At 63.6% G+C, this 21307-nt stretch carries 23 protein-coding genes; 9 read left to right on the top strand and 14 right to left on the bottom strand.

The features are described from left to right. Positions 1-3: 3 nt before the first annotated feature. Positions 4-855 (bottom strand): 3-mercaptopyruvate sulfurtransferase, encoded by an 852-nt coding sequence (gene sseA / locus ACP159_RS02325; protein WP_425098193.1) that lies wholly within the window; start codon positions 853-855, stop codon positions 4-6. A gap of 270 nt (positions 856-1125) precedes the next feature. On the opposite strand from sseA, the gene ACP159_RS02320 reads away from it, so the two are divergent. Beyond that, positions 1126-1962 carry an ADP-ribosylglycohydrolase family protein gene (locus ACP159_RS02320; protein ID WP_425098005.1) on the top strand — a complete coding sequence of 279 codons (837 nt, stop codon included), beginning with the start codon at positions 1126-1128 and terminating at the stop codon, positions 1960-1962. Positions 1963-1968: 6 nt separating this feature from the next. Here ACP159_RS02320 and smpB read toward each other — a convergent pair whose 3' ends face one another. Further along, positions 1969-2445 (bottom strand): SsrA-binding protein SmpB, encoded by a 477-nt coding sequence (smpB, locus tag ACP159_RS02315; protein ID WP_425098004.1) that lies wholly within the window; start codon positions 2443-2445, stop codon positions 1969-1971. Positions 2446-2547: 102 nt separating this feature from the next. Further along, positions 2548-3048 (bottom strand): hypothetical protein, encoded by a 501-nt coding sequence (locus ACP159_RS02310; protein WP_425098003.1) that lies wholly within the window; start codon positions 3046-3048, stop codon positions 2548-2550. Positions 3049-3225: 177 nt separating this feature from the next. Between ACP159_RS02310 and ACP159_RS02305 the strand changes: the two genes are divergently transcribed. Both ACP159_RS02305 and ACP159_RS02300 read left to right on the top strand, forming a co-directional pair. Next, positions 3226-3519 (top strand): hypothetical protein, encoded by a 294-nt coding sequence (locus ACP159_RS02305; RefSeq protein ID WP_425098002.1) that lies wholly within the window; start codon positions 3226-3228, stop codon positions 3517-3519. Beyond that, positions 3491-4195, top strand: a complete 705-nt coding sequence (locus ACP159_RS02300) for a winged helix-turn-helix domain-containing protein (protein WP_425098001.1) — start codon at positions 3491-3493, stop codon at positions 4193-4195. Before ACP159_RS02305 ends, ACP159_RS02300 begins: the two co-directional genes overlap by 29 nt. A gap of 3 nt (positions 4196-4198) precedes the next feature. On the opposite strand, the gene ACP159_RS02295 is transcribed toward ACP159_RS02300, so the two are convergent. Then, entirely contained in the window at positions 4199-5194 is a 996-nt protein-coding gene (locus ACP159_RS02295; protein WP_425098000.1) for a DUF3137 domain-containing protein, read from the bottom strand. Positions 5195-5309: 115 nt separating this feature from the next. Here ACP159_RS02295 and ACP159_RS02290 point away from each other — a divergent pair, with 115 nt between their 5' ends. Further along, positions 5310-6014 (top strand): NYN domain-containing protein, encoded by a 705-nt coding sequence (locus ACP159_RS02290; RefSeq protein ID WP_425097999.1) that lies wholly within the window; start codon positions 5310-5312, stop codon positions 6012-6014. A 223-nt stretch (positions 6015-6237) separates the two neighbouring features. On the opposite strand, the gene ACP159_RS02285 is transcribed toward ACP159_RS02290, so the two are convergent. The 4 genes from ACP159_RS02285 to ACP159_RS02270 all read right to left on the bottom strand — a co-directional run bounded on the left by ACP159_RS02285 (position 6238) and on the right by ACP159_RS02270 (position 9303). Next, a complete protein-coding gene (locus tag ACP159_RS02285) occupies positions 6238-6804 on the bottom strand; it encodes an NADPH-dependent FMN reductase (RefSeq protein ID WP_425097998.1) in 567 nt (188 codons plus the stop codon). A gap of 92 nt (positions 6805-6896) precedes the next feature. Next, entirely contained in the window at positions 6897-7565 is a 669-nt protein-coding gene (locus ACP159_RS02280; protein WP_425097997.1) for an OmpA family protein, read from the bottom strand. 136 nt (positions 7566-7701) lie between these two features. Next, positions 7702-8544 carry a methylated-DNA--[protein]-cysteine S-methyltransferase gene (locus ACP159_RS02275; RefSeq protein ID WP_425097996.1) on the bottom strand — a complete coding sequence of 281 codons (843 nt, stop codon included), beginning with the start codon at positions 8542-8544 and terminating at the stop codon, positions 7702-7704. 66 nt (positions 8545-8610) lie between these two features. Beyond that, positions 8611-9303, bottom strand: a complete 693-nt coding sequence (locus ACP159_RS02270; protein ID WP_425097995.1) for a VPLPA-CTERM sorting domain-containing protein — start codon at positions 9301-9303, stop codon at positions 8611-8613. Positions 9304-9495: 192 nt separating this feature from the next. Here ACP159_RS02270 and nth point away from each other — a divergent pair, with 192 nt between their 5' ends. From nth to ACP159_RS02255, 3 genes are all read left to right on the top strand, one after another. Further along, complete coding sequence (nth, locus tag ACP159_RS02265) at positions 9496-10140, top strand: endonuclease III (protein ID WP_425097994.1); 645 nt, start codon at positions 9496-9498, stop codon at positions 10138-10140. Continuing rightward, positions 10137-11129 carry an adenosine kinase gene (locus ACP159_RS02260; RefSeq protein ID WP_425097993.1) on the top strand — a complete coding sequence of 331 codons (993 nt, stop codon included), beginning with the start codon at positions 10137-10139 and terminating at the stop codon, positions 11127-11129. The genes nth and ACP159_RS02260 overlap by 4 nt, the downstream gene beginning before the upstream one ends. A 147-nt stretch (positions 11130-11276) precedes the next feature. Then, the gene (locus ACP159_RS02255) at positions 11277-12410 is read left to right on the top strand and encodes a S8 family serine peptidase (RefSeq protein ID WP_425097992.1); all 1134 of its coding nucleotides are present in this window, start codon (positions 11277-11279) and stop codon (positions 12408-12410) included. On the opposite strand, the gene ACP159_RS02250 is transcribed toward ACP159_RS02255, so the two are convergent. From ACP159_RS02250 to ACP159_RS02240, 3 genes are all read right to left on the bottom strand, one after another. Further along, complete coding sequence (locus tag ACP159_RS02250) at positions 12407-13099, bottom strand: hypothetical protein (protein WP_425097991.1); 693 nt, start codon at positions 13097-13099, stop codon at positions 12407-12409. The genes ACP159_RS02255 and ACP159_RS02250 overlap by 4 nt on opposite strands. After that, entirely contained in the window at positions 13096-15903 is a 2808-nt protein-coding gene (gene polA / locus ACP159_RS02245; protein WP_425097990.1) for a DNA polymerase I, read from the bottom strand. The genes ACP159_RS02250 and polA overlap by 4 nt, the downstream gene beginning before the upstream one ends. Positions 15904-15991: 88 nt before the next feature. After that, positions 15992-16171 carry a zinc-finger domain-containing protein gene (locus ACP159_RS02240; RefSeq protein ID WP_425097989.1) on the bottom strand — a complete coding sequence of 60 codons (180 nt, stop codon included), beginning with the start codon at positions 16169-16171 and terminating at the stop codon, positions 15992-15994. A 73-nt stretch (positions 16172-16244) separates the two neighbouring features. Between ACP159_RS02240 and ACP159_RS02235 the strand changes: the two genes are divergently transcribed. Next, complete coding sequence (locus tag ACP159_RS02235) at positions 16245-17162, top strand: ABC transporter ATP-binding protein (protein ID WP_425097988.1); 918 nt, start codon at positions 16245-16247, stop codon at positions 17160-17162. A 48-nt stretch (positions 17163-17210) separates the two neighbouring features. On the opposite strand, the gene ACP159_RS02230 is transcribed toward ACP159_RS02235, so the two are convergent. Beyond that, complete coding sequence (locus ACP159_RS02230; RefSeq protein WP_425097987.1) at positions 17211-17579, bottom strand: histidine triad nucleotide-binding protein; 369 nt, start codon at positions 17577-17579, stop codon at positions 17211-17213. A gap of 26 nt (positions 17580-17605) precedes the next feature. Next, on the bottom strand, positions 17606-19180 hold the full coding sequence (locus ACP159_RS02225) for a DUF5928 domain-containing protein (protein WP_425097986.1): 1575 nt from the start codon (positions 19178-19180) through the stop codon (positions 17606-17608). A 145-nt stretch (positions 19181-19325) separates the two neighbouring features. On the opposite strand from ACP159_RS02225, the gene ACP159_RS02220 reads away from it, so the two are divergent. Beyond that, positions 19326-20144: a sulfotransferase family protein gene (locus ACP159_RS02220; RefSeq protein WP_425097985.1), complete on the top strand. Its 819-nt coding sequence runs from the start codon at positions 19326-19328 to the stop codon at positions 20142-20144. Positions 20145-20392: 248 nt separating this feature from the next. Here ACP159_RS02220 and ACP159_RS02215 read toward each other — a convergent pair whose 3' ends face one another. Next, complete coding sequence (locus ACP159_RS02215) at positions 20393-21268, bottom strand: hypothetical protein (RefSeq protein ID WP_425097984.1); 876 nt, start codon at positions 21266-21268, stop codon at positions 20393-20395. Positions 21269-21307: the final 39 nt, after the last annotated feature.

Raw genomic sequence — 21307 nt, 5'->3', positions numbered from 1 at the left:
CTGTCAGTCCTCTGTGGTCGCGACGGGCAGCGTGGGGAATTGCCCCCACTCGCTCCAGGACCCGTCGTATAGGGAATGGTCGACCTTGCCGATGCGTTCCAGGGCAAGGCTGAGAATCGCGGCAGTCACGCCAGAGCCGCAGGTGGTGATTGCGGGTTTCGACAGGTCCACACCCGCCGCCTCGAACACTGCCTTGAGTTCCCCGGGTGCCTTCATGGTGCCGTTGGCGTTCAAAAGCGTGTCGAACGGCACGTTCTTCGATCCGGGGATATGTCCCGAGCGCAGTCCCGCACGGGGTTCCGGCACTTCGCCCCGGAACCGGGCCTTGCTCCGCGCGTCGATGATCTCGTGATCCTTGAGCTTGGAGGCGGCGGACACCTGCGTCACATCCCGCACCAGATGCGCCCGGCGCTGCACCGTCATATGGCGGTCGCGCACCATCGGCGGCAGATCCTCGATCTCGCGGCCTTCGCTCTGCCACTTCGGCAGCCCCCCGTCGAGCACCGCGACATCGTCCTTGCCCATCAGCTTGAACGTCCACCAGACCCGCGCGGCAGAGAAGACCCCCGTGCCATCATAGACCACAACCTGATGGCCGTCGCCGACACCCATGGCCCGCATCCGGGACATGAACTTCTCCACCGGCGGCGCCATGTGCGGCAGATCGGAGCGGGCGTCGGAAATCTCGTCGATGTCGAAGAACCGTGCGCCGGGTATATGCGCCGCCTCGTACTCCGCCCTCGGATCGCGGTTCATGGCGGGCATGTACCAGCTGGCATCGAGGATGCGCAGGTCCGGGTCTTTGAGATGCTTTGCCAGCCACTCGGTCGAGACCAGCGTCTTGGGATCGTCCATCGCCATCGGTTTGCTCATCGGTCAGATGCGGTTTACGGGTTTCCCTGTCCTTAGTCGCGGGGACGCAGGCTGGCAAGGGTAGCGACATGGCGGAACCTTATTGCATGGCGAAGAAACTCCGGCTGACTGCGCTGACGCCAGTTCCAGATCATGGACAGGCATAGGCTGCGCGGGCGAGACTTCGAACAAGACCCACCCTCATGTCACCCCCTCTCACAGATTCGGGAACCAGCCATGACAAAGCCATTCACCCGAGACGAAGCACGCGGCATGCTGATCGGGCTTGCCGTTGGCGATGCGCTCGGCACGACGCTGGAATTCGTCCCGCGCGCGCAGGTCCAGCCTGTCGAAACCATTGTTGGCGGCGGTCCGTTCCGGTTGCCAGCGGGGTACTGGACCGACGACACCTCCATGGCCCTGTGTCTCGCCCATTCTCTGCTGCATCAGGGACGATGGGTTGCGCGCGACGTCATGAACCGCTTTGTGAATTGGCGGGATGTCGGGTATCTCAGCTCTACGGGAACGTGTTTCGACATCGGAAACCAGACGTCGGCAGCACTGGACCGTTACCTGTCCACCGGCGATCCGATGGCCGGCCCGGTCGATGAGGCGCAGTCCGGCAATGGCGGCATCATGCGGCTCGCGCCGGTCGTTTTGGCCTTTGGGGCCTGCCCGGGTCGAACCGATGCCATTGCCCGGGAGCAAAGCAGCCTGACGCACGCAAGCCCTTCCTGCCTGCAAGCCGCCAGTGACATCGCCCGATTCCTGCGGACGGGCGACCGGCAGGGCCTGCCCCGCCCCATCACGCCCCCTACAGAAGCGACGGGTTGGGTCCGCGATACCTTGCAGGCGGCTCATTGGGCCATGACACAGGGAGCGGATTTCAGGACTGTTCTGCTGGCAGCCGTCAACCTCGGCGGAGACGCCGATACCGTCGGTGCGGTGACCGGTCAAATGGCGGGGAGGCTTTGGGGCTATTCCGGCATTCCGGAAGACTGGCGCCGCGCCCTGCACGCGCACGACACGATACTCGACCTTGCTGACCAGCTGTTCGACATGGACCCGGACGGAATTGACCGTGATGATTGCGACCGGGTCAAACCCTGAACCTGCTCACCCCTGCTTGAGCAACCGCGCTTTCTGGCGGCCCCAGTCGCGCTTGGCCTCGGTTTCGCGTTTGTCGTGGTTCTTCTTGCCCTTGGCGATGCCGATCTTCAGCTTGGCGATGCCCTTGTGGTTGAAGTACATCACCAGCGGCACCAGCGTCATGCCCTTGCGCTGAGTGTCGTTCCACATCCGCGCCACTTCGCGTTTCGACGCGAGAAGTTTGCGCCGCCGGCGTTCCTCATGCTTGAACATCGCGCGTTCGTAGGGGGCGATGTAGCTGTTCACCAGCCAAAGCTCGCCCTCTTCCACCGCCGCATAGCTTTCGGCGATGTTCGCGGAATGCTCGCGCAGGGATTTGACCTCCGATCCGGTCAGGATGATCCCGCACTCGATATCGTCCTCGATCGCGTAATCGAAGCGCGCCCGCCGATTCTCGGCGATGATCTTGTAGTTCGGGTCAGCTTTTTGCGGTTTCTGGGCCATCCCGCTCAGATAGTGCCTCGCCGCCGCGCTGTCCATGCCCCGGCACGGCGAAAGGGGCGCCGCATGAGACGCCCCTTTCCTTGCTGCTCGTTTATCCTTGGGTCAGCGGCGGCGCGCGATGTCGTAGCCGCTGCGGGTCAGGCAGTGAACGGCATACCCCGTGCGGCGGCCGTTCTTGCCACGCCAGTCGATCTCGCAGCGATCCGGCAGGCGGCGGGTGGAGATGTCGTTCTTTTCGAGGCAATGGCGCGGCATGACCTTCACGGTTTCCCCGCGCTTCTCGATGCGACGGATGCAGCTTGCGGGCAGGTCCGGGCGGCGGTCCTTCTTCTTCCAGTCGCGGCCGCGGTCCCAATCGCCATGGCGACCGTTGTTGCCGTAACCGTGCGCCTGCTGGGAGCCATATCTCTGACCGTAGGGATAGACGGTGACCCCCTTGCGGGACAGATCCTCGATCATCCGGCTGGTGAGATAAAGAACGGTCGCGCCGATGATGACCTTCTGCAGGCCGTCCTTCTTGTGATCCGCGCGAACAGGTGCGGCGGCAAGCGCGGTGATGGTTGCGGCAACGGCAAGAACGGTGGTGATGAACTTCCGGGACATGGGGTGGTCTCCTCTCGGGCTTGGGTTGGCAATCGGCACCCGGGATCAGGTGCCCATGGGGAAAGCCTCTCCCGACCGGTCGAAATCGGGCAATAACACCGCCCCGCTATCGGATAACCGCCCCCACAGGCCTTTAGAGTTATTGAATTTCAAAGGGGCGGAGCGCATCGTGACGACATGAAACACATCGCCGCCCTTCTCCTGTCCCTCGGTCTCCTCGCAGCCCTGCCTGCCGCCGCGCAGGCTGAGTGTTACGTCGAGTACAAGGCCAAGCAGGACAGCCCCCTGCGCCTGCATTATGGCATACTCGCCCTGCCGGGCGATTGCCCCCCCGCGAATCTGGCGGATCAAAAAGCCGCCGATCGCCTGTCCCGCAACGGCTGGGTCCTGCTCAATGTGCTGGGCCTGTCCACCAAAGTGCCTACCGATGCCATGAGGTCCAATGCCGGTGACTACTATCTCCGTTACTGACACCCGCCGCTCCGGCACCCGTATCGTCGCCTACGGCATTGCCGCCATCGTCGCCCTTCTGGTGACGGTGGCGGTCGTGCTCATGCTGACCCTGCCCGACGCCAACGCCTTCAACGCGCGAGTCGAGCGGATCTTTGTCGAGAACGATCTCCTGACAGGTCCCGCCGAAATCAAGCTGCTGGAAATCCTCGCCCAAAGCGGCACCGCCTTTGCCGATACGCTGACCGGCTACCGGATGGTGATCTTCGTCCTGCTGATCTTCTCTGCCGCCATGCTGATCGCGGCGCTGGTGTTCCTTGTCATGCTGGTGGGCATCAACCGCCGCATGGCACAGATCGAACGCTCCGGCATCGAGGTGTCGAGCCTCGTTCTGTCGCGCGAGGAGAACACCGTCTACCTCAACTCCACCGGCTTCAAGCTGACGGAGGCGCTGATGGAAACGTTGGCGGTGCTGGCGGAGGCGCGCATGGACGACGACATCCTGACCGGCGCCCAGATCGAAGCGGTGATCTCCGGCAAGCCGGAGCATGACTGCGACGAGAGCGCCGGGGCGATGCGGATCAAGCGGCTGCGGGACGGGCTGGGCAACCAGCTCGTCTCCGCGCTGCTGGTCAAGAACGTGGCCAAGCGCGGCTACGTCCTCGCCATCGACAAGTCGGTGATCGAGGTGGCCTGAGCCTCACCCGGCGGGTGTATCGTCCATCAGACGGTCGATCACCCGCCGGATCAGCGCCATGTCCCCGAAGATGCCGTGCAACACCTCCGTGACCTTGTCTGTGGAGGTTTCGATCCCGCCGATCTCCATGAACTTCTCCTTGCGGGCCAGCGCCAGCCAGAGGTTCTTGTCCTTGAACGAGGCGCGGAAGCCCTCCGCCCCCTTGTCCGCCTCGCTGTCACCGACCGCGATCAACGAATCCAGCAACGGCGGCTTCATCAGCGTCATCGCCGCCTCCGGGTCCTTGGCGTGCAGGGTGTAGGAGGCCTCGAACGGCGCATAGCCGGTGTCGACCTTCGGCATTCCGCGCCCGGTCTCGCCAGCGAGGAAACCCAGAACCGCGCCGCCGACGCTGCCCATGTCCTGCGTCACGAGGATCTCCGTCGTTGCGTGCATCGGCAGGCCGATCCGGATCAACAGCCCGTCGAACACCTCCTTCGTCGTGGTCCGGTCCTCTTTTTCCTTTATCTCCTGGGTCAGCCGCGTCTCCGCCAGTTCGAAACTCAGCCCCCGATATTGCCCGGCAATCCGGTCCTCGAACATCGCATTGTCGTGCAGATCGACCAGCCCGAGGGTGCTCAGGTCCTGCGTCTTGAACACCTCGCCCGGGCGCTTGTCATAGCTCGTATCGCCCAGGAAGTCGCAGACCGGCGGCATGATCAGATCCGACAGCGCCCCGGTGTATTTCCCGGACTGACCGCCCTTCGCCACCGCACCGCCAATCAGGGCGATGATCAGAACGCCAATGGCACCGAAAATGCCGCCCGCCGAGAAGCCGGTGAAGACAGCGACGGCAATTGCCAGCACCACGCCAATGCCAAGCGCGATCTTGAACTGCTGCTTGCCTTTCTCCTGCAACTCCTGCCGCTGCCCCTCGAGCGAGCCAAGGTGCGGCGCGATCTTTTCGGCGAAAATCGGGGCGAACCCGGATTCAATCGGCTGTTTCTCCTGAAATTCCATCGCGATGCTCCCGTTAAAATGCCCTTTCAGCCTAGGCGAGAGTCGCCGATCCGCAAAGTCCGGTTTTCCCGGGACGCCGAAGACACTATGTAGGAGGAGACATAAAGGAGCCAAAATGGCCGACAACAAACTTCTCGCCGTCCTCATCGACGCCGACAACACCTCTCCGAAATACACAAAGGCACTGTTCGACGAGATCGCGGGCCTTGGCGAGGCCAGCGTCCGGCGCTGCTACGGTGATTTCTCCAGCCAGCAGATGTCCGGGTGGTCCAAGGTGCAGGCGGAGTTCGGCCTCGTGCCGCACCACCAGCCCGCCAACACCGTGGGCAAGAACGCCTCCGACATTGCCCTCGTGATCGACGCCATGGACCTGATGCACTCGAACCGTTTCGACGGCTTTGTGCTCGTCAGCTCCGACAGCGACTTCACCCGCCTCGCCAGCCGCATCCGAGAGCAGGGTCTCGACGTTTACGGCATGGGCATGCAGAAGACCCCAGACGCCTTCCGCAAAGCCTGCAAGCGCTTCATATTCCTCGAAAACCTCGACGGGGCGCCAGAGCAGGAGAAGACCCCCAAGAAAAGCACATCCGGTGATCTGCACGCGGTGCGGGACATGATCTTCAAGGCGATGGATTCGATCGAGCAGGACGACGAATGGTATCGCCTCGGCGATGTCGGCCAGTTGATGACGAAGTCGAACCCGGACTTCGACACCCGCAGCTATGGCAAGCGCAAGCTGTCCGATCTGGTGGCCGACCTGAAGATCTTCGAGACGAAACGCGGGGCGGGCAACCAGTTGCTGGTGCGCCGCATCGACTAGGAACCCGTCCCAACAAATCTGAACCGGGGACGCGTCGAAGCCGGAAGCACGGTAGCCAGGGCGTTTCGAGCGGATGTCACGGTGCGGTTGCGGCCTTTCGAAAATGTTCGACTTCGTTGAGATCTCTCTCGACGAGGCCGGACAAGCCCCCGCGCAAGATCCGCCAGATCGAAACCCTTCGCTGGCGGGCGTGGATCATGAGCCGGCCCCCGGGGGCACCCGTTCACGGGTTCACGACCTGGGCCCGCATCAGAATGGCTTCGGCCCGCAAGTCGCCCATCAATTCGTCCAGCAACTTGATCCCGAACGCGTTGGTCAAATGGCCGGATTCGTCCCACTGGTCCTTCGTCGCGGCGATCATCACCTCCGGCCCGGTCAGCAGCCTTGGCCGGAACGGGGTCAGACACAGGCGGGTCATGTTCTGCGACCGCTCGCCCCCGGCGCGCCCGGCAGCGGCGGACATGATCGCCACCGGCTTGTGCAGCCAAGGGTTGCCCTCGGTCCGGCTGATCCAGTCGAGCGCATTCTTCAGCACACCGGTGATGCCCTTGTTGTATTCCGGCGTGGCGATGACCACGGCGTCGGCAGCAGCGATCTGGTCGGCGACGGTCTGCACCGCCTCGGGGATTCCCTCTTCCGCCTGCAAGTCCGCATCGAACAGGGGGAAGCGGATGTCGGCAAGGGTGAACTCCGCCTCGCCGAAACGCCGCGCCGCTTCCCGTGCAAGAAGCGTGTTCGTCGAGGCCGCCCGAAGCGAGCCGCTGATGCCGAGAAGATTCAATGCGCTCATGTCGATACTCCCTGTTTGCAGCCTAGACGTACAATGCAACAACGCCGCGGCAAGCCGCGGCGTTGCAAGTCTGCCGTGCAGAAGCGCGCAGGTTACGCGTTCGGCAGGATCACGATCTCGACCCGGCGGTTCTGAGCCTTGCCTTCCGGCGTCAGGTTGGACGCCACGGGCTGATCCTCGCCGCGCCCGATGACCGCGATGCGGCCGCTGGACACGCCCTCGGACACCAGCACGTTGGCGACGGCCTGAGCACGGCGCTGCGAGAGATTCTGGTTGTAGCTGGCGTCGCCGTCGCTGTCGGTGTGGCCGATGACCTGCACCGTCGTGTTCGGATAGGCGAGCAGCGACTGGCCCACGTCGCGCAGGTCGGAGACCAGCGTCGGGCGCAGGGACGCGCTGTCGGTGGCGAACAGGATGTCCTGCGGCATGGTGACGATCAGGCGGTCGCCGGTGTTGCGGATATCGACGTTGTTGCCAAGCTGCGAGCGCAGTTCGGCTTCCTGCTTGTCGAGCTGGTTGCCGATAGCCGCACCGGCGGCCGCGCCCACCAGCGCACCGGCGACGGTGGCGCGGTTGCGTTCGCCCACATCGCTGCCACCTGCCAGACGGCCGGTGATGGCGCCAAGACCGGCGCCGATCAGCGCGCCTTGCTTGGCCTGACGGTTGGGATCGTTTTCGCTGATCAAGGGGCCGGTGGTGCAGGCGCTCAGGCCAAGTGCAGCCACGAGGGCCAGAAGAATCGGGGAGTTTGCCCGGATCATGGGAGTTGCCTCTCAGGTTATTTGCCCCGCATTCATGGGGTCGGTTCGGTCTGATATTCAATAACAATGGCTCGGGGACAACCGAAGTCACGCTGAAATCGGCAAGCCTCCGCCCATTGCCTCGGATCAGACCGGATCAGGCGTCTTCCCGCGCAGCCTCCCAGGCCAGGATCGCGCGTTTCACCGGCAGGCCCCAGTGATAGCCGCCCAGCCCACCGGATTTGCGCAGGGCGCGGTGGCAGGGGATCAGGTAGCTGATCGGGTTGCGCCCCACGGCGGTGCCCACGGCCCTGACGGCCTTGGGATGGTCGATGGCCTCGGCGATTTCCGAATAGGTGGTGACGTGGCCGGAGGGAATGCGCATGAGAGCCTCCCAGACCTTGATCTGGAAGGGTGCTCCGATGAGGTAGAGCGGCAAGGGGCCGTCCTGCGTCACGCCGAAGGCCTGCAGCGCCCAGGGCCGCAGGCGCATCGGATCTTCGACGAAGGTCGCCTTGGGCCAGCGCCCCACGAGATCTTCCATTGTGGCCTCCGCCGTGGTCTCCGCGGCAAAGCCGATGCCGCAGACGCCCTTGTCCGTGCCCATGACCAGGGCCGGGCCGAACGGACTTTCGAACCAGCCCCAGAAAATCGTCAGCCCCGCGCCCATGCGGGCGTATTCGCCGGGGCTCATCGCCTCCCAGCGCAGGAAGAGGTCATGCAGCCTGCCGCCACCAGACAGCCCCGCCTCATGCGCCGCGTCGAGCATGGTGAACTTCTGCTGCAGCAGATGCTTGGCGTGGCTCAGGGTCAGGTACTGCTGATACCGCTTGGGCGACACCCCGGCCCACTTGCTGAACAGCCGCTGGAAATGCGCCGGGCTCATGCCGATCTCGCCGGCGAGATCGTCCAGCGTCGCCTGCGGGCCAAGAGTATCAACCGCGTCGATGGCGCGGCGCATGACCTGGTAATGGTAGGACGGGGCGTCGTCTTTGGGCATGGCTGTCTCCTTTGAGAACCAGTCTACCCGAACACACCCCATCCGCGACCCGTTTCCTGCGGTTTGTCAGGCTGGTTTGCGCCGCCGGAGCAGGGCCAGAGCGCCCATCGCCCCAAGCAGCAGAGGCAGCCCTGCGGGCACCGGAACGGCTGCGGTGTAGTAGAAATTGCGGTAGTAGCTGGTGCGCGAATTGCCGTCCTCTGTCGGCCCGGTATTCGGGTCGAAGTAGTTGAACCAAGGAACATAGCCCGCCCCGCCCGCGTCGTAAGTGCCACTTGCCGTCACGGCGAAGGTCACGACAAACGGCACCGTGCCGTCGACTTCGCTGACGGCGAAGATGGTCGGACTTGTGATGCCGACCGTAGTCGGATCTATCCAGTCGGAGCCGCCGCTGATGATCGTCGCAACCGCCCGGGTGTAAACCGGACCGGCAAGGACCGAGGTGACCCCCTCGTAGACGATGGTCGCACCGGACATGGAGGCAAGACTCATCGCTTCGCCCGCCGAGTCGATTGCGCCATCCATGGCCAGTTCAAGATCCTCGAAGCCCCACCACAGCTGATCCCATGCAGACGGATCGAAACCGGAATAGGTCCACGTGGCTGTGCCGGTGTTTGGTCCATAATTGCTGAACGCGAAATCCGAACTGGAATAACTCGTCCCGCCCGGTGCCGGATATCCCGCCAATGTCGCCGATTGTGCTGCCGTCCCAAGTGCCAAAGCGCCCGCAAGTGCGGCAATAGATGCAATACCTCTCATCCAAGAGTCCCCCTGTAACGATTTTTCGAATAGACCTCTCTTACCATAAAACGCAGGCTGACGCCGCAGACCGACCGCGCAAATTTTGTGTCAGCCACCGCAATGCCCGAAACACGCGCAATGTCAGGGCAAAATTGCCTTGCGACACAGTCAGTCTTGCCCAGAACGCAATTGCGGGCCATACCCGCGCCCATGGCAAAGCAGCTCGACTATCACACGATCCGCGAGATCTTCACCCGCTTCCGGGACTCCGAGCCGGAGCCGAAAGGCGAGTTGAACCATGTGAATGCCTACACGCTGGTCGTGGCTGTCGCCCTGTCCGCGCAGGCGACCGATGCCGGGGTGAACAAGGCGACGGAAAAGCTGTTCCAGATCGCCGACACGCCGGAGAAGATGCTCGCCCTCGGCGAGGAGGGCGTGATCGAGCATATCAAGACAATCGGCCTGTTCCGCAACAAGGCCAAGAACGTCATCAAACTCAGCCAGATCCTCGTCGAGCAATACGGATCCGAGGTCCCCTGCTCCCGCGCCGCGCTGGAATCCCTGCCCGGCGTCGGACGCAAGACGGCGAATGTGGTGCTTAACATGTGGTGGCGCTACCCGGCGCAAGCGGTGGATACGCATATCTTCCGCGTCGGCAACCGCTCCGGTATCTGCCCGGGCAAGGATGTCGTCGCCGTCGAGCGCGCCATCGAGGATCACATCCCCGTCGACTTCCAGCAGCACGCCCACCACTGGCTGATCCTTCACGGACGCTATATCTGCGTCGCCCGCAAACCGAAGTGCAAGGCCTGCCTGATCGCGGACCTGTGCCAGTTCGAGGACAAAACCGCATGAGCAAGAAATACAAGGTCATCGGCATCGGCAACGCCGTCGTCGATGTCATAAGCCGCGCCGAGGATACCTTTCTCGACCTGATGGGAATCGAGAAGGGCATCATGCAACTGGTCGAACAGGCCCGGGGCCAGACGCTCTATGCCGCGATGAAGGACCGGGTGCAGACGCCGGGCGGCTCCGTCGCCAATACCATTGCCGGCGTCGGCACGCTCGGTCTCTCCACCGCCTTCATCGGTCGGGTGCATGACGATGCGCTGGGGCGCTTCTATGCCGAGGCGATGACCAAGGAGGGCATCGACTTCGTCAATCCGCCGGTGCCGGGGGGCGAGCTGCCGACGTCGCGCAGCATGATCTTCGTCTCGCCCGACGGCGAGCGGTCGATGAACACATATCTGGGGATTTCTTCCGAACTGGGCCCGGACGACGTGTCCGAGGCGGTGACCGGACAGGCCGAGATCGTCTTCCTCGAAGGCTACCTCTTCGACAAGCCGAAGGGCAAGGAAGCCTTCCTTAAGGCTGCCCGCACCTGCCGCGCCGCCGGTGGCATGGCCGGTATCGCCATCTCGGACCCTTTCTGTGTCGAACGCCATCGCGACGACTTCCTCACGCTCATCGAGAACGAGATGGATTACGTCATCGGCAACGAGGCCGAGATCCGATCGCTGTTCCGCAATGACGATCTGGAGGCTGACCTCGCCGCCGTGTCCGCGATCTGCCCGTTGCTGGTCTGCACCCGCTCCGGCGATGGCGTCACCATCATTAAGGACGGCGTGCGCACGGACATTCCCGTGACCAAGGTTGTCCCCGTCGACGCCACCGGCGCAGGCGACCAGTTCGCCGCCGGCTTCCTCTATGGCCTCGCCACGGGCCGCGACATGGAGACGGCGGGCCGGATGGGCTGCGTCGCCGCCTCTGAGGTGATCAGCCATATCGGGCCACGCCCCGAGGCCAACATGCAGGCGCTGTTCCGCCAGCGCGGCCTGATCTGATACAGATTTAACGCGCGGTTCACGCAGAGGGTGTTTGGGATTCACGCATTCCGGGAGTAGCCTTGGCGACAAGGCTATTCTTCGGAGCATTTCATGACCCGCTACATTGTCCTGCGCGACAAGTCTTGCTCATGGCGCAGGTCGAATATGCCCGGACTCCGGCCGCTCAGCCCGTCCGCACCGGATCAGCCCGGGGACCCGGAGATTCGCGTGATCTCCCTGACCCCGCCCGAGGTCGCCGAGCTGGAGAAGGACCCCGGTTTCCTTGCGCTGACCCCGGCGATGCCGACCCGCCAGATCGCACCGGAACCGATGGACGAGGTGCGGTCGGACGACCTCGTGCCAGGATGGGGCATCAATGCGGTCGGGGCGGACCGGACACAACGCACCGGACGCGGCGCCCGGATTGCCCTGCTCGATACCGGGATCGACGCCAGGCATCCGTGTTTCAGGAAGCTGTCCCTGACGACCCGGGATTTCGTCGGAACCGGGCTGGAGGACGTGAACGGCCATGGCACCCATCTCGCGGGAACCGTGCTGGGCCGGGACATGGGCGGCGTGCGGATCGGAGTCGCGCGTGGGATGACCTCGCTGATTGTCGCCAAGGCTCTGAGCGATGCCGGACAGGGCACCTCCGACGGCTTTCTCCGGGCGCTGCTCTGGGCCTACGAGCAGGGGGCGCAGGCGGTCGGCTTTGCCCTCAGCTATGACACCACGGCACAGATCGAAGCCTTCCAGGATCAGGGGTATCCCCTGCCCCTCGCCACGCAGGAGGCGGTGCACGCCCATCGCGGCAATCTGCGGGTGGTCGAGCATCTGCTGCGCCTGATGGACCCGGCCCGGCGGCCCCTCATTGTCGCGGCGGTCGGCAACGACAGCCTGCGCACCATCTCGCCGCAGTTCGACTCCGGGCCCAGTTCGCCCGCGGCGGCCCGCGGAGTGCTGACCGTGGGCGCGCTCGGGCCCGGCGAGGCGGGGCTCACCCCCGCGCCGTTCAGCAATCGTGGTCCCTTTCTCACCGCTCCCGGCGTCGGGATCATCTCCGCCAGCGCCGGAGATGGCGTGCGCAGCCTGAACGGCAGTTCCATGGCCATGGCGCACGCCCTCGGCGTCGCGGCCTTGTGGATCGAGAAACTGCAAGAAGCCGGAGAGCCTGTGACCGCCGAAACGCTGGGCACGGCGCTCATGGGGTCCGCAACCCTGGAAGGGCTGGCCCCGGGTCTGGGAATGTTCGACCGGGGCGAGGGGCTCGTGCGGGTGCCGCGAAGCAGCCTGGACTAAGGCCCGCCGCGAAGGCGGCCGCGCAGGCTCTGGACATCCGGCAACCGCTTTGTCAGCAGCTTTGCCGCCTGACGCACCATTTTTGCAGAGCGTGGCGGCAGGTCGGGCATCGCCTCCCCCGTCAACTCGAGAAACAGCCGAAGCGCGAAGGCCCGGGTTTCCTGACGCAGGTAGCCCTGCCAGCCAACCTGCTCCGCACCGGCCAGCTGGATGGCTCCGAACCCGGTCGTTATGCAATGCAGGTCCGTCGAAAGCTCCTCGGCCTCCGGACCGCCCGGCATTTCGCTTCGGGTCATGTGCAGGCGCTGGTGCATGACTTCGTGCACCAGCGTCGACAGGAACCCGAGCGGCCGGTCCGCAGCCGCCAGATCATAGGCAATCACCGTCGTCTTGCCATCGGACGACCACGTCCCGCCGATACCGCTCAGCGCGTTGTAGTCGATCCGGTACTGCGCCGGCAGCGCATCAAGCGGGACCACCTCGACCGGAACGTCGATGTTCAAATGCCTCTGGATCGCCGCAACCAGCGCAGGTGCGGCACGTTTCGGCTCGCTCGGAGCCGGGAAATTGGCTTTGGTCGGAAGGATCAGGCGGGTGTTCGCCGTCAATAATCCTTCGTCGATGGCCCAGTGAAAACTCTCGAAGACCCAATCCTGCGAGTCTGCATCGACCCTCAGCCCGAAGATCAATGCGCCTCGGCCCAGTTGCGGCCCTGCCCGGCGTCGACGATCAGCGGCACGTCCAGCTTCACCACCGGCTCCGCCGCGCCCTGCATCACGTCGCGGGCGACTCCGATCAGATCCTCCGCCGCGCCTTTGTCCACTTCGAAGATCAGTTCGTCATGGACTTGCAACAGCATCTTTGCAGGCAGCCCGGCAATCGCCTCCGGCATCCGGATCATCGCGCGGCGGATGATGTCCGCCGCCGTGCCCTGAATCGGCGCGTTGATCGCGGCCCGCTGGGCAAAGCCCGCCCGCGGCCCCTTCGCGCCGATCTCCGGCGTGTGGATCACCCGCCCGAACAGCGTCTCGACCCGCTTGTGTTCCTTCGCAAAGGCAATCGTGTCGTCCATGTACTGCTTGATGCCCGGGAAACGCTCGAAGTAGCGGTCGATGAAGCCCTGCGCCTCGGCGCGCGGAATACGCAGGTTGCGGGCGAGGCCGAAGCCGGAAATGCCGTAGATTACGCCGAAGTTGATCGCTTTCGCCTGCCGCCGGATGTCCGGCGTCATCTCGTCCATCGGCACGTTGAACATCTCGGAGGCGGTCATCGCGTGAATGTCCTGCCCGTCGCGGAAGGCGTCCTTCAGGGCCGGAATATCCGCCATATGCGCGAGGATGCGCAGCTCGATCTGGGAATAGTCGAGGGAGACCAGAACCTTGCCCGTATCGGCGACGAAGGCTTCGCGGATACGGCGGCCTTCCTCGCTTCTGACAGGAATGTTCTGCAAGTTCGGATCGTTGGACGCCAGCCGCCCGGTGTTCGCCCCGGCGATGCTGTAGGAGGTGTGGACGCGGCCCGTCTCCTTGTTGATATGCTCCTGCAAGGCGTCGGTGTAGGTCGACTTCAGCTTGCTCAGCTGCCGCCAGTCGAGCACGCGGGCGGGCAGGTCATGCTCCGTCGCCAGATCCTCAAGGATGTCCGCGCCAGTGGCATAAGCCCCGGTCTTGCCCTTCTTGCCGCCGGGCAGGCTCATCTTGTCGAAGAGGATCTCGCCCAGCTGCTTCGGAGAGCCGACGTTGAAACTCTCCCCCGCCAGTTCGTGAATCTCCGCCTCCAGCCCTGCCATCTTCTGCGCGAAGGCATTGGACATGCGCGAGAGCACCTCGCGGTCCACCTTCACCCCGGCCATTTCCATCTGCTTGAGGACCGGCACCAGCGGGCGTTCGAGCCCTTCGTAGACCCGCGTGACCTTCGCCCGGTGCAGCTGCGGCTTGAAGGTCAGCCACAGGCGCAGCGTCACGTCCGCATCCTCGGCGGCGTATTTCACCGCATCGGCAATCGGCACCCGGTCGAAGGTGATCTGCTTCTGGCCCGAACCGAGCAAGTCCTTGATCGGAATGGGAGTATGCGACAGATACCGCTCCGCCAGCGTGTCCATACCGTGCCCGTGCAGACCCGCGTTCATCGCGTAGCTCATCAGCATCGTGTCGTCGATCGGCGCGACCTCGATGCCGTAGCGCGAGAAGATCTTCGCGTCATACTTCATGTTCTGGCCGATCTTCAGCACCGCCGGGTCTTCCAGTAGCGGCTTCAAGGCATCCAGAGCATCGTTCAGCTTGAGCTGACCCTCGGCCAACTCATCTCCACCAAAGAGGTCATCCGTGGCGCTGGCGCGGTGGGTCAGCGGGATGTAGCAGGCCTGCCCCGGGATCACCGCAAGCGAGATGCCGACGAGGTCGCAGGCCATCTCGTTGAGACCCGTCGTCTCCGTGTCCACGGCGACATACCCGCGCTCCCGCGCCTGCGCGATCCACGTCTCCAAAGCGGCCATGTCCGAGACGCAGTCGTATTTCTCCGGGTCGATGGCCGGCCATTCCGGCGCCTCCTCCGGCGGGTTCGCGCCCTCTGGCGTGGTGTCCGGGATGGCGGGGGCCTCGACGCCAAGCTTGTCCGAGACCCGCTTCGTCAGGGTGCGGAATTCCATCTTCGTCAGGAACGCCAGCAGGTCCTCCGCCACCGGCTCGCGCACCTCCAGATCGTCCAGCGTGAAGGGCAGGTCCATGTCCTCGTCCAGCTTCACCAGCTTCTTGGACAGTTCGATCTGCGCCCGGTGCTCGATCAGCACCTGCCGCCGCTTCGGCTGCTTGATCTCCTCGGCGCGGTCGAGAAGCTCCTCGAGCGAGCCGAACTCGTTAATGAGCAAGGCGGCGGTCTTGATGCCGATACCCGGCGCGCCCGGCACGTTGTCCACGGAGTCGCCCGCCAGTGCCTGCACATCGACAACCCGCTCCGGGCCAACGCCGAATTTCTCCTCGACCCCCTCGCGGTCGATGCGCTTGTTCTTCATCGGGTCGAGCATCTCGACACCATCGCCCACAAGCTGCATCAGGTCCTTGTCCGACGACAGGATCGTCACCCGCCCGCCCGCCTCACGGGCCTGCCGGGCCAGCGTGGCCATGATGTCATCCGCCTCGAAGCCTTCCATCTCCTTGCAGGCGATGTTGAAGGCAATCGTCGCCTCGCGGGTCAGCGGGATCTGCGGGCGCAGGTCCTCCGGCATGGCCTCGCGGTTGGCCTTGTAGAGGTCGTACATGTCGTTGCGGAAGGTGTGCGAGCCCTTGTCGAAGATCACCGCCACATGCGTCGGCGCATCGGGGCCGGTGTTCTCCTCGATGTAGCGTTGCAGCATGTTGCAAAAACCACTGACCGCCCCGATGGGCAGCCCGTCTGACTTACGCGTCAAAGGCGGAAGGGCATGGAACGCCCGGAAGATATAGGCCGATCCGTCGATCAGGTGCAGGTGGCACCCCTTGCCGAAATTCTCGCCCATCGTCGTTCTCCCGCAGTCCTGTTCCGGGAGAGGTTTGCCACGTTCCGTCAGGCGTGGCCAGTCACCGATTGCCGCTCAGCGGCACACATCAGACCTTGGTGGCGAAATCCGCGTGAACGTATTTTGCATCGCAATAGGGGCACTCGACAAAGCCGGTGTCTTCCGGGATCTGCAGCCAGACGCGCGGATGGCCGAGACCGGCTTCACCGCCGTCACAGGCGATGCGATGGCTTTGCACGATCTTCGTTTCCGGCGCTTCGATGGCCATGGCGCTTTCCCTCCGGCAGGCTTTGCACTAGGTGCGTTATGCGGCAAGAACCCCGAAGGAGCAAGATGGTGCCATGACGCAGGATGCCATAAGGATCAAAGGTCTGCGGAAAACCTACGAGGGCGGCAAGGAAGCCCTCAAGGGCATCGACCTCGATGTGCCGGCGGGGTCTGTTTTCGGCCTGCTCGGGCCAAACGGGGCGGGCAAGTCGACGCTGATCAACATCCTTGCAGGGCTGGTGACGAAGTCCGCCGGGTCGGTGAAGATCTGGGGATGGGATCAGGACAGAAATCCCCGCCAGAGCCGCGCCTCCATCGGCGTCATGCCGCAGGAGCTGAACCTCGACCCGTTCTTCACCCCGCGTGGTGCGCTGGAGGTGCAGGCGGGGCTCTACGGCGTGCCGAAAAGCCAGCGCCGGAGCGACGAGATCCTCGAGATGGTCGGGTTGACGGACAAGGCGGAGGCCTATGCGCGGACGCTGTCCGGCGGCATGCGACGGCGGCTCCTGCTGGCCAAGGCGCTGGTGCACAGCCCTCAGGTGCTGGTGCTGGACGAGCCGACCGCTGGCGTGGACATCGAGTTGCGGCAGATGCTCTGGGCCAACGTGCGCAAGCTGAACCGGGAACGCGGAATGACGATCATCCTGACCACGCACTACCTCGAAGAGGCCGAGGAGATGTGCGACGAGATCGCCATCATCAACCACGGGGCGCTGGTGGCGCGGGATTCGACGAAGAACCTGCTGGGACAGTTGGACGCGAAGACCATGGTGATCTTTCCCGACACGGCCCCTGACCGCCTGCCCGAAGCAAACGGAATCACCGTCGAGCGCCGCGAGGACGGGGCTTTGGCCTTCAGCTACAATGCGAAGGAAACATCCGCCGAGACGGTTCTCGGTGCGGTCCACGCCGCCGGCATCCGCATTCGCGACGTGCGCACGGAACAGGCGGACCTGCAGGACGTGTTCCTGTCCCTGACGCGCAGCGCCTGACGGTGAGCAGAATTTCAGACTAGAATACTGCTCACCGGCCGCCTCGCCTCAGCCCTTGGCCAGCATTCGTCCAAGCACGCGCCCCGCAAGGATATGCACATGCAGGTGCGGCACCTCCTGCACGCCGTTTGTCCCGGCGTTGGCGATCAGCCGCCAGCCGTCCGCCTCCAGCCCTTCCATCCGGCAGACCTCGCCGACGGCCCGGACATAGTCGACGATCTCCGCGTCCGACGCTTCCAGCGCGAAGTGATCGAAACAGACATATGGCCCCTTCGGGATCACCAGCACATGCACCGGCGCCTGCGGATGAATGTCGCGGAACGCCAGCGTATGCTCGGTTTCCAGCACCGTGGTGTTGGGAATCTCGCCGCGCAGGATCTTGGCGAAGATGTTCTGGTCGTCGTAACTGTAGCTCATGTCGTCCTCGGTCAGGCTTGCCGCTGTCAGTCGGCATAAAGATAGTCCGTCGCGGCGATGTCCAGCGCCTTCTCCGGCGTGATCGTCAGGAATTCCTGCAAAGCCCGCGCGTTGGCTTCCGCACTGTCCGCCTCGCGGATGCGCAGGAAGTTGTCGAAATTCGCGTCGCGGATGCGGTCGCTCTCGTGCAGCATGTCGTTTCGCACCGTGGGCAAGAGCCGCTCAAGCGTCTCGCGCGGCGTCCGCTCCCCGGCCAGGCCCACACGCTTTGAATGCCCGATCAGGTAGTCGTCTGAAAACAGGCACTCGATTTCGAGCATCCGAGTCAATGCCCTGTCGTGGCCGAAGTCTTCGAGCAGGTCGAGGTTGGCCGGGTCCATGCAGACGATCAGCCGATCAGTCTCGTAATAATCGTAAAGCATCCGCATCAGTGCTCGCCGGTGGCGGTGGCGCTTGTCCATGCTGGACTGGATACCGCCGAGGTCCGGGAGCGGGCAATCCTGCTCGTTGAACAGATATTCGATGCAGGGAATGTTGGTCATCTGCCGCACCCGGTCCAGCAGACGCTTGGCCACATGCCATTTCTTGCATATCACGATCAGCAGCTCGCGCTCCCGCCCCAGCGAGCTTTCCTTTTCCCAGAAGCGCGGGGCGAAGCGGCGACCGATGCGGCCCTTCTCGGTCAGGAACTTGTAAAGCGAGCGACCCTCGTTTGAGATCTGGAAACGTGCCCCTTCGGACGCGTAAAGCACCCCGAGACGGCGGCGCAATTCGGTCGCGGCGGGGCTGATCTTGCGGGCGAAGAGAAAGTCCTGTGACAGCAGCAAGTCGTAGTGATCGTTATACAATGTCACCGGCATCCCATAGTCCGAGAACATCAGGAAGGTCAGCGTGCGGCTGTCGATCTCGTAGCCGGGGACGAGATGGCGGACCACAGTCTGAAAGAAGGTTTCGTCCGGAATCCATGTCGTGCGGAAAAAGCGCATCACGTCGCGCCGGCGTCTGGTGAAGTCCAGGATCCACTCGATGGTGCGGCGGCGAAGGCACCACCACTGGCTGCCGATCATGATTTCCAGATCCTCCGGGATCGCCCGCTTCAACCCGAGCCATTTCTGCACCTCGAACATCGCATAGAAGCGCCGCTTCTGCTGGCGTTCGTTGAACCAGTGGCGGTAGATCAGCCGCTCTTCCTTCCAGCCGGTCTTGATCCAGTCGGATTGAAAATAGTCAAAGGATTCAATGTAATCGCAATCGCGCCGGTCAAGGAACTCATGCGCGTACTCGGCGGATTTGATCGCCATGCAGTCGCCCGAGAGCATGTAGAAATGCGTCGCCCGGGGAAAGCGGTCCACCGCTGCCTCGATGGCGTTGAGGGAGGCTTGCACAAGGCTCCACTCGCCCCAGCCGCACTTGATCCGCTTCGCGAAGGTGACGTTGGGGTTGTCCGCAAGCGCTTGTTTTATCTTGTTGAAATCGGCACGGGGGGCGCGGGCATCGAAATGGATCGCCATGTAATCGCCCACGGCGGTCAGGCTCTGCGCCTGCTTGATGATGGCGTCAGGATCCTTGTGACACAGGAGTATGAAGGCAATTTTTGCCATCCCGAAAACCGCGCTGCCCTACTTTTGTCGGATTGGTTATGTGATAAGGGTGAAAGGACGTTGAAGAAACCTGTTTTCTTTGCTTTTTCTTGAGAAGTTTAGGTGCAGGTTCGGGCCGGAACGGCCTTTTTGGGAGGTGCTGTGCATGGGGTTTCCAGGCACGTGGATGACAGAAAGTCAGAGTGTCGTGTACCGCGTGGTGCCGAAATGCGCCTGCTCGACCATTGGGCAGATCATGTACTATTCCGACCACGGGCGGTTCTTTGACGGCGACATCCATGATGCCACGGAAGGCATGCACAAGTGGGCCATCGAGGAAAGCCAGCCGACGATCAAGGCCATGGTGAAGACCCGCAGCGCCTATACCTTCACCTGCGTCCGGAATCCCTACACCCGTGTTTTGTCGAGCTTTTTCGACAAGATTTGCGGCATCCAGCGAAACGGGAAACGCTATCGCGGGAACCTCGTGCCGCTGTTGATCCAGAAGTACGGGATCGAGGTGGGGGGGCCGGATGGGCAGGAGGCGTTCGATCAGATCAGGAGCTTCCGCCGCTTCCTGCTGTTCGTGCGCGACACCATCCGCTGGCGGCGGCCGATGGAGCCGGATATCCACTGGTCGGCCATGTCCGGGCATGTGAGCACGTTCATCGTCAACGGCGGGCGCTACAACAAGATCTTCTGGACGGAGCAGTTCAACGACGGGATGCAGGACGTTCTGAACCACATCCAGACGCCGCATCCCATTGATCTTGCTTCTATTCCCCGTTTCAACGAGTCCGAGGGCCACGGCCCGAAGCGGCTCCATCCGGTTGAGGATTACTTCGACGATCTGTCGATGCACCTGATGAAGGAAATCTATCACCGGGATTTCGCGCTGTTCAAATACGACTTCGACAACCCCGCGAACAAGATGCCGATCGGGGAGATCGACCTCGCCGAAGTGCACGCCAAACTCGGCGACTGACGGCCCGTCCGTTACCCCACCGAACGCAGGGTAACGGACCGCGCGGTGCCCCGGATCGGGGTCATGGGGGGTCTGTATCGGCCAGTTTGGTACAAAACCTGCCGATTTTCGGACAGATTACCCCCAGCCGAAACCGCGCCGAACCGCCCGTTTCCGGCATTCGGTGCGATTCTGCCCGAGTTTCGTACAGATTACCTCCGGCTCCCTCCTAAGCCCGCCGAAATCCGGTTAATTTCCGTTCAGAAAGGTTAATTCGCGTCGGAAAACTGCGCGGGCGGCTCGAAGGCGGGTCTTTGCCTGCACAGCCCGTCGTACCAGTTCGCCCGACGCATGGCGTTGAGATGGAGGTTGAAGCGCAAGGCGCGGGCTTCGGCATTGTCCGGCAGCAGGTCCGTCACATAATCCGCCATCACCCGCGCGGCGTCGATCTGGTCCTGCGCGGTGAACCGCCAGCTGTCGGTGAGGGAGCCGGACCAGTAGCACTTGGTCAGGCTGGCCCGTTCGGTGAAGGTGAATTGCCCGAGCAACGACAGCGCAAAGAGCCAGGCGCGCTCGGTGTGCCGAAGGGTCGGCGTCGGGCGCATCAGGAGCGGGCCGCCACCATGCACATCGCGCCGGATCGCGGCCTTCCACGCGCCGCTGTAGAGCCCCTGCCAGAAGAACCCCGCCGAGAAGATCAGATCGTCGTCCACCGGGCGCAGCGGCCGCTTCGGCTCATCCTTCTGCGGCAGGCGATTGCCGGCTTCGTCGATGGCGGTGACACGGCCATGGCTGACAACGATGCGGGACTCGTCGCGGAGCGGCTGGACGAGATGCCGGGTGTCCTCTGCCGCGGCCGTGTCGTCATGCGGAAGGATGCGGAAGAAGGGCGTCCGGCAGGCGGTGATCAACCGGTTGGTGTTGGCAACCCAGTTCCGCGTCGTCTCGTACGGATCGGGCGGCAGGTAGAGCACGTTTCTGTATTCGGAGGCAAGGCGCGGCCCGGTGTCGTCGAGTCCATGCTGGTCCGAGAGGATCACCGGCCCGCCCGCGGCGGCGTGGCTCTCGATGTTGTGCCGCAGGCGCGGGAGTTGCGGCGCGCTCGCATAGAGCGGGATGAGCATGGAGATGTCGGATAGGGTCATGGCACGCGGGGACTCCCTCCCCTCTGGGGAGGGTTGGGG

The sequence above is a fragment of the Tropicibacter sp. S64 genome (assembly GCF_049803835.1).
Lineage (GTDB): Bacteria > Pseudomonadota > Alphaproteobacteria > Rhodobacterales > Rhodobacteraceae > Pacificoceanicola.
Note: the sequence above shows the minus strand (reverse complement) of the source record. Positions and strands in the feature narration are given on the sequence as shown.

Bases quoted from the DNA above. Each gene is read 5' to 3' on its own strand.
- ACP159_RS02290 (WP_425097999.1), top strand. From the start codon at position 5,310: ATGGCCGACAACAAACTTCTCGCCGTCCTCATCGACGCCGACAACACC.
- ACP159_RS02300 (WP_425098001.1), top strand. From the start codon at position 3,491: ATGCCGGTGACTACTATCTCCGTTACTGACACCCGCCGCTCCGGCACC.
- smpB (WP_425098004.1), bottom strand. From the start codon at position 2,445: ATGGCCCAGAAACCGCAAAAAGCTGACCCGAACTACAAGATCATCGCC.
- ACP159_RS02270 (WP_425097995.1), bottom strand. From the start codon at position 9,303: ATGAGAGGTATTGCATCTATTGCCGCACTTGCGGGCGCTTTGGCACTT.
- ACP159_RS02320 (WP_425098005.1), top strand. From the start codon at position 1,126: ATGCTGATCGGGCTTGCCGTTGGCGATGCGCTCGGCACGACGCTGGAA.
- ACP159_RS02260 (WP_425097993.1), top strand. From the start codon at position 10,137: ATGAGCAAGAAATACAAGGTCATCGGCATCGGCAACGCCGTCGTCGAT.
- ACP159_RS02240 (WP_425097989.1), bottom strand. From the start codon at position 16,171: ATGGCCATCGAAGCGCCGGAAACGAAGATCGTGCAAAGCCATCGCATC.
- ACP159_RS02285 (WP_425097998.1), bottom strand. From the start codon at position 6,804: ATGAGCGCATTGAATCTTCTCGGCATCAGCGGCTCGCTTCGGGCGGCC.
- ACP159_RS02225 (WP_425097986.1), bottom strand. From the start codon at position 19,180: ATGGCAAAAATTGCCTTCATACTCCTGTGTCACAAGGATCCTGACGCC.
- ACP159_RS02295 (WP_425098000.1), bottom strand. From the start codon at position 5,194: ATGGAATTTCAGGAGAAACAGCCGATTGAATCCGGGTTCGCCCCGATT.
- ACP159_RS02280 (WP_425097997.1), bottom strand. From the start codon at position 7,565: ATGATCCGGGCAAACTCCCCGATTCTTCTGGCCCTCGTGGCTGCACTT.
- ACP159_RS02220 (WP_425097985.1), top strand. From the start codon at position 19,326: ATGGGGTTTCCAGGCACGTGGATGACAGAAAGTCAGAGTGTCGTGTAC.
- polA (WP_425097990.1), bottom strand. From the start codon at position 15,903: ATGGGCGAGAATTTCGGCAAGGGGTGCCACCTGCACCTGATCGACGGA.
- ACP159_RS02275 (WP_425097996.1), bottom strand. From the start codon at position 8,544: ATGCCCAAAGACGACGCCCCGTCCTACCATTACCAGGTCATGCGCCGC.
- ACP159_RS02310 (WP_425098003.1), bottom strand. From the start codon at position 3,048: ATGTCCCGGAAGTTCATCACCACCGTTCTTGCCGTTGCCGCAACCATC.
- ACP159_RS02215 (WP_425097984.1), bottom strand. From the start codon at position 21,268: ATGACCCTATCCGACATCTCCATGCTCATCCCGCTCTATGCGAGCGCG.
- ACP159_RS02305 (WP_425098002.1), top strand. From the start codon at position 3,226: ATGAAACACATCGCCGCCCTTCTCCTGTCCCTCGGTCTCCTCGCAGCC.
- ACP159_RS02235 (WP_425097988.1), top strand. From the start codon at position 16,245: ATGACGCAGGATGCCATAAGGATCAAAGGTCTGCGGAAAACCTACGAG.
- ACP159_RS02255 (WP_425097992.1), top strand. From the start codon at position 11,277: ATGCCCGGACTCCGGCCGCTCAGCCCGTCCGCACCGGATCAGCCCGGG.
- ACP159_RS02230 (WP_425097987.1), bottom strand. From the start codon at position 17,579: ATGAGCTACAGTTACGACGACCAGAACATCTTCGCCAAGATCCTGCGC.
- sseA (WP_425098193.1), bottom strand. From the start codon at position 855: ATGGACGATCCCAAGACGCTGGTCTCGACCGAGTGGCTGGCAAAGCAT.
- nth (WP_425097994.1), top strand. From the start codon at position 9,496: ATGGCAAAGCAGCTCGACTATCACACGATCCGCGAGATCTTCACCCGC.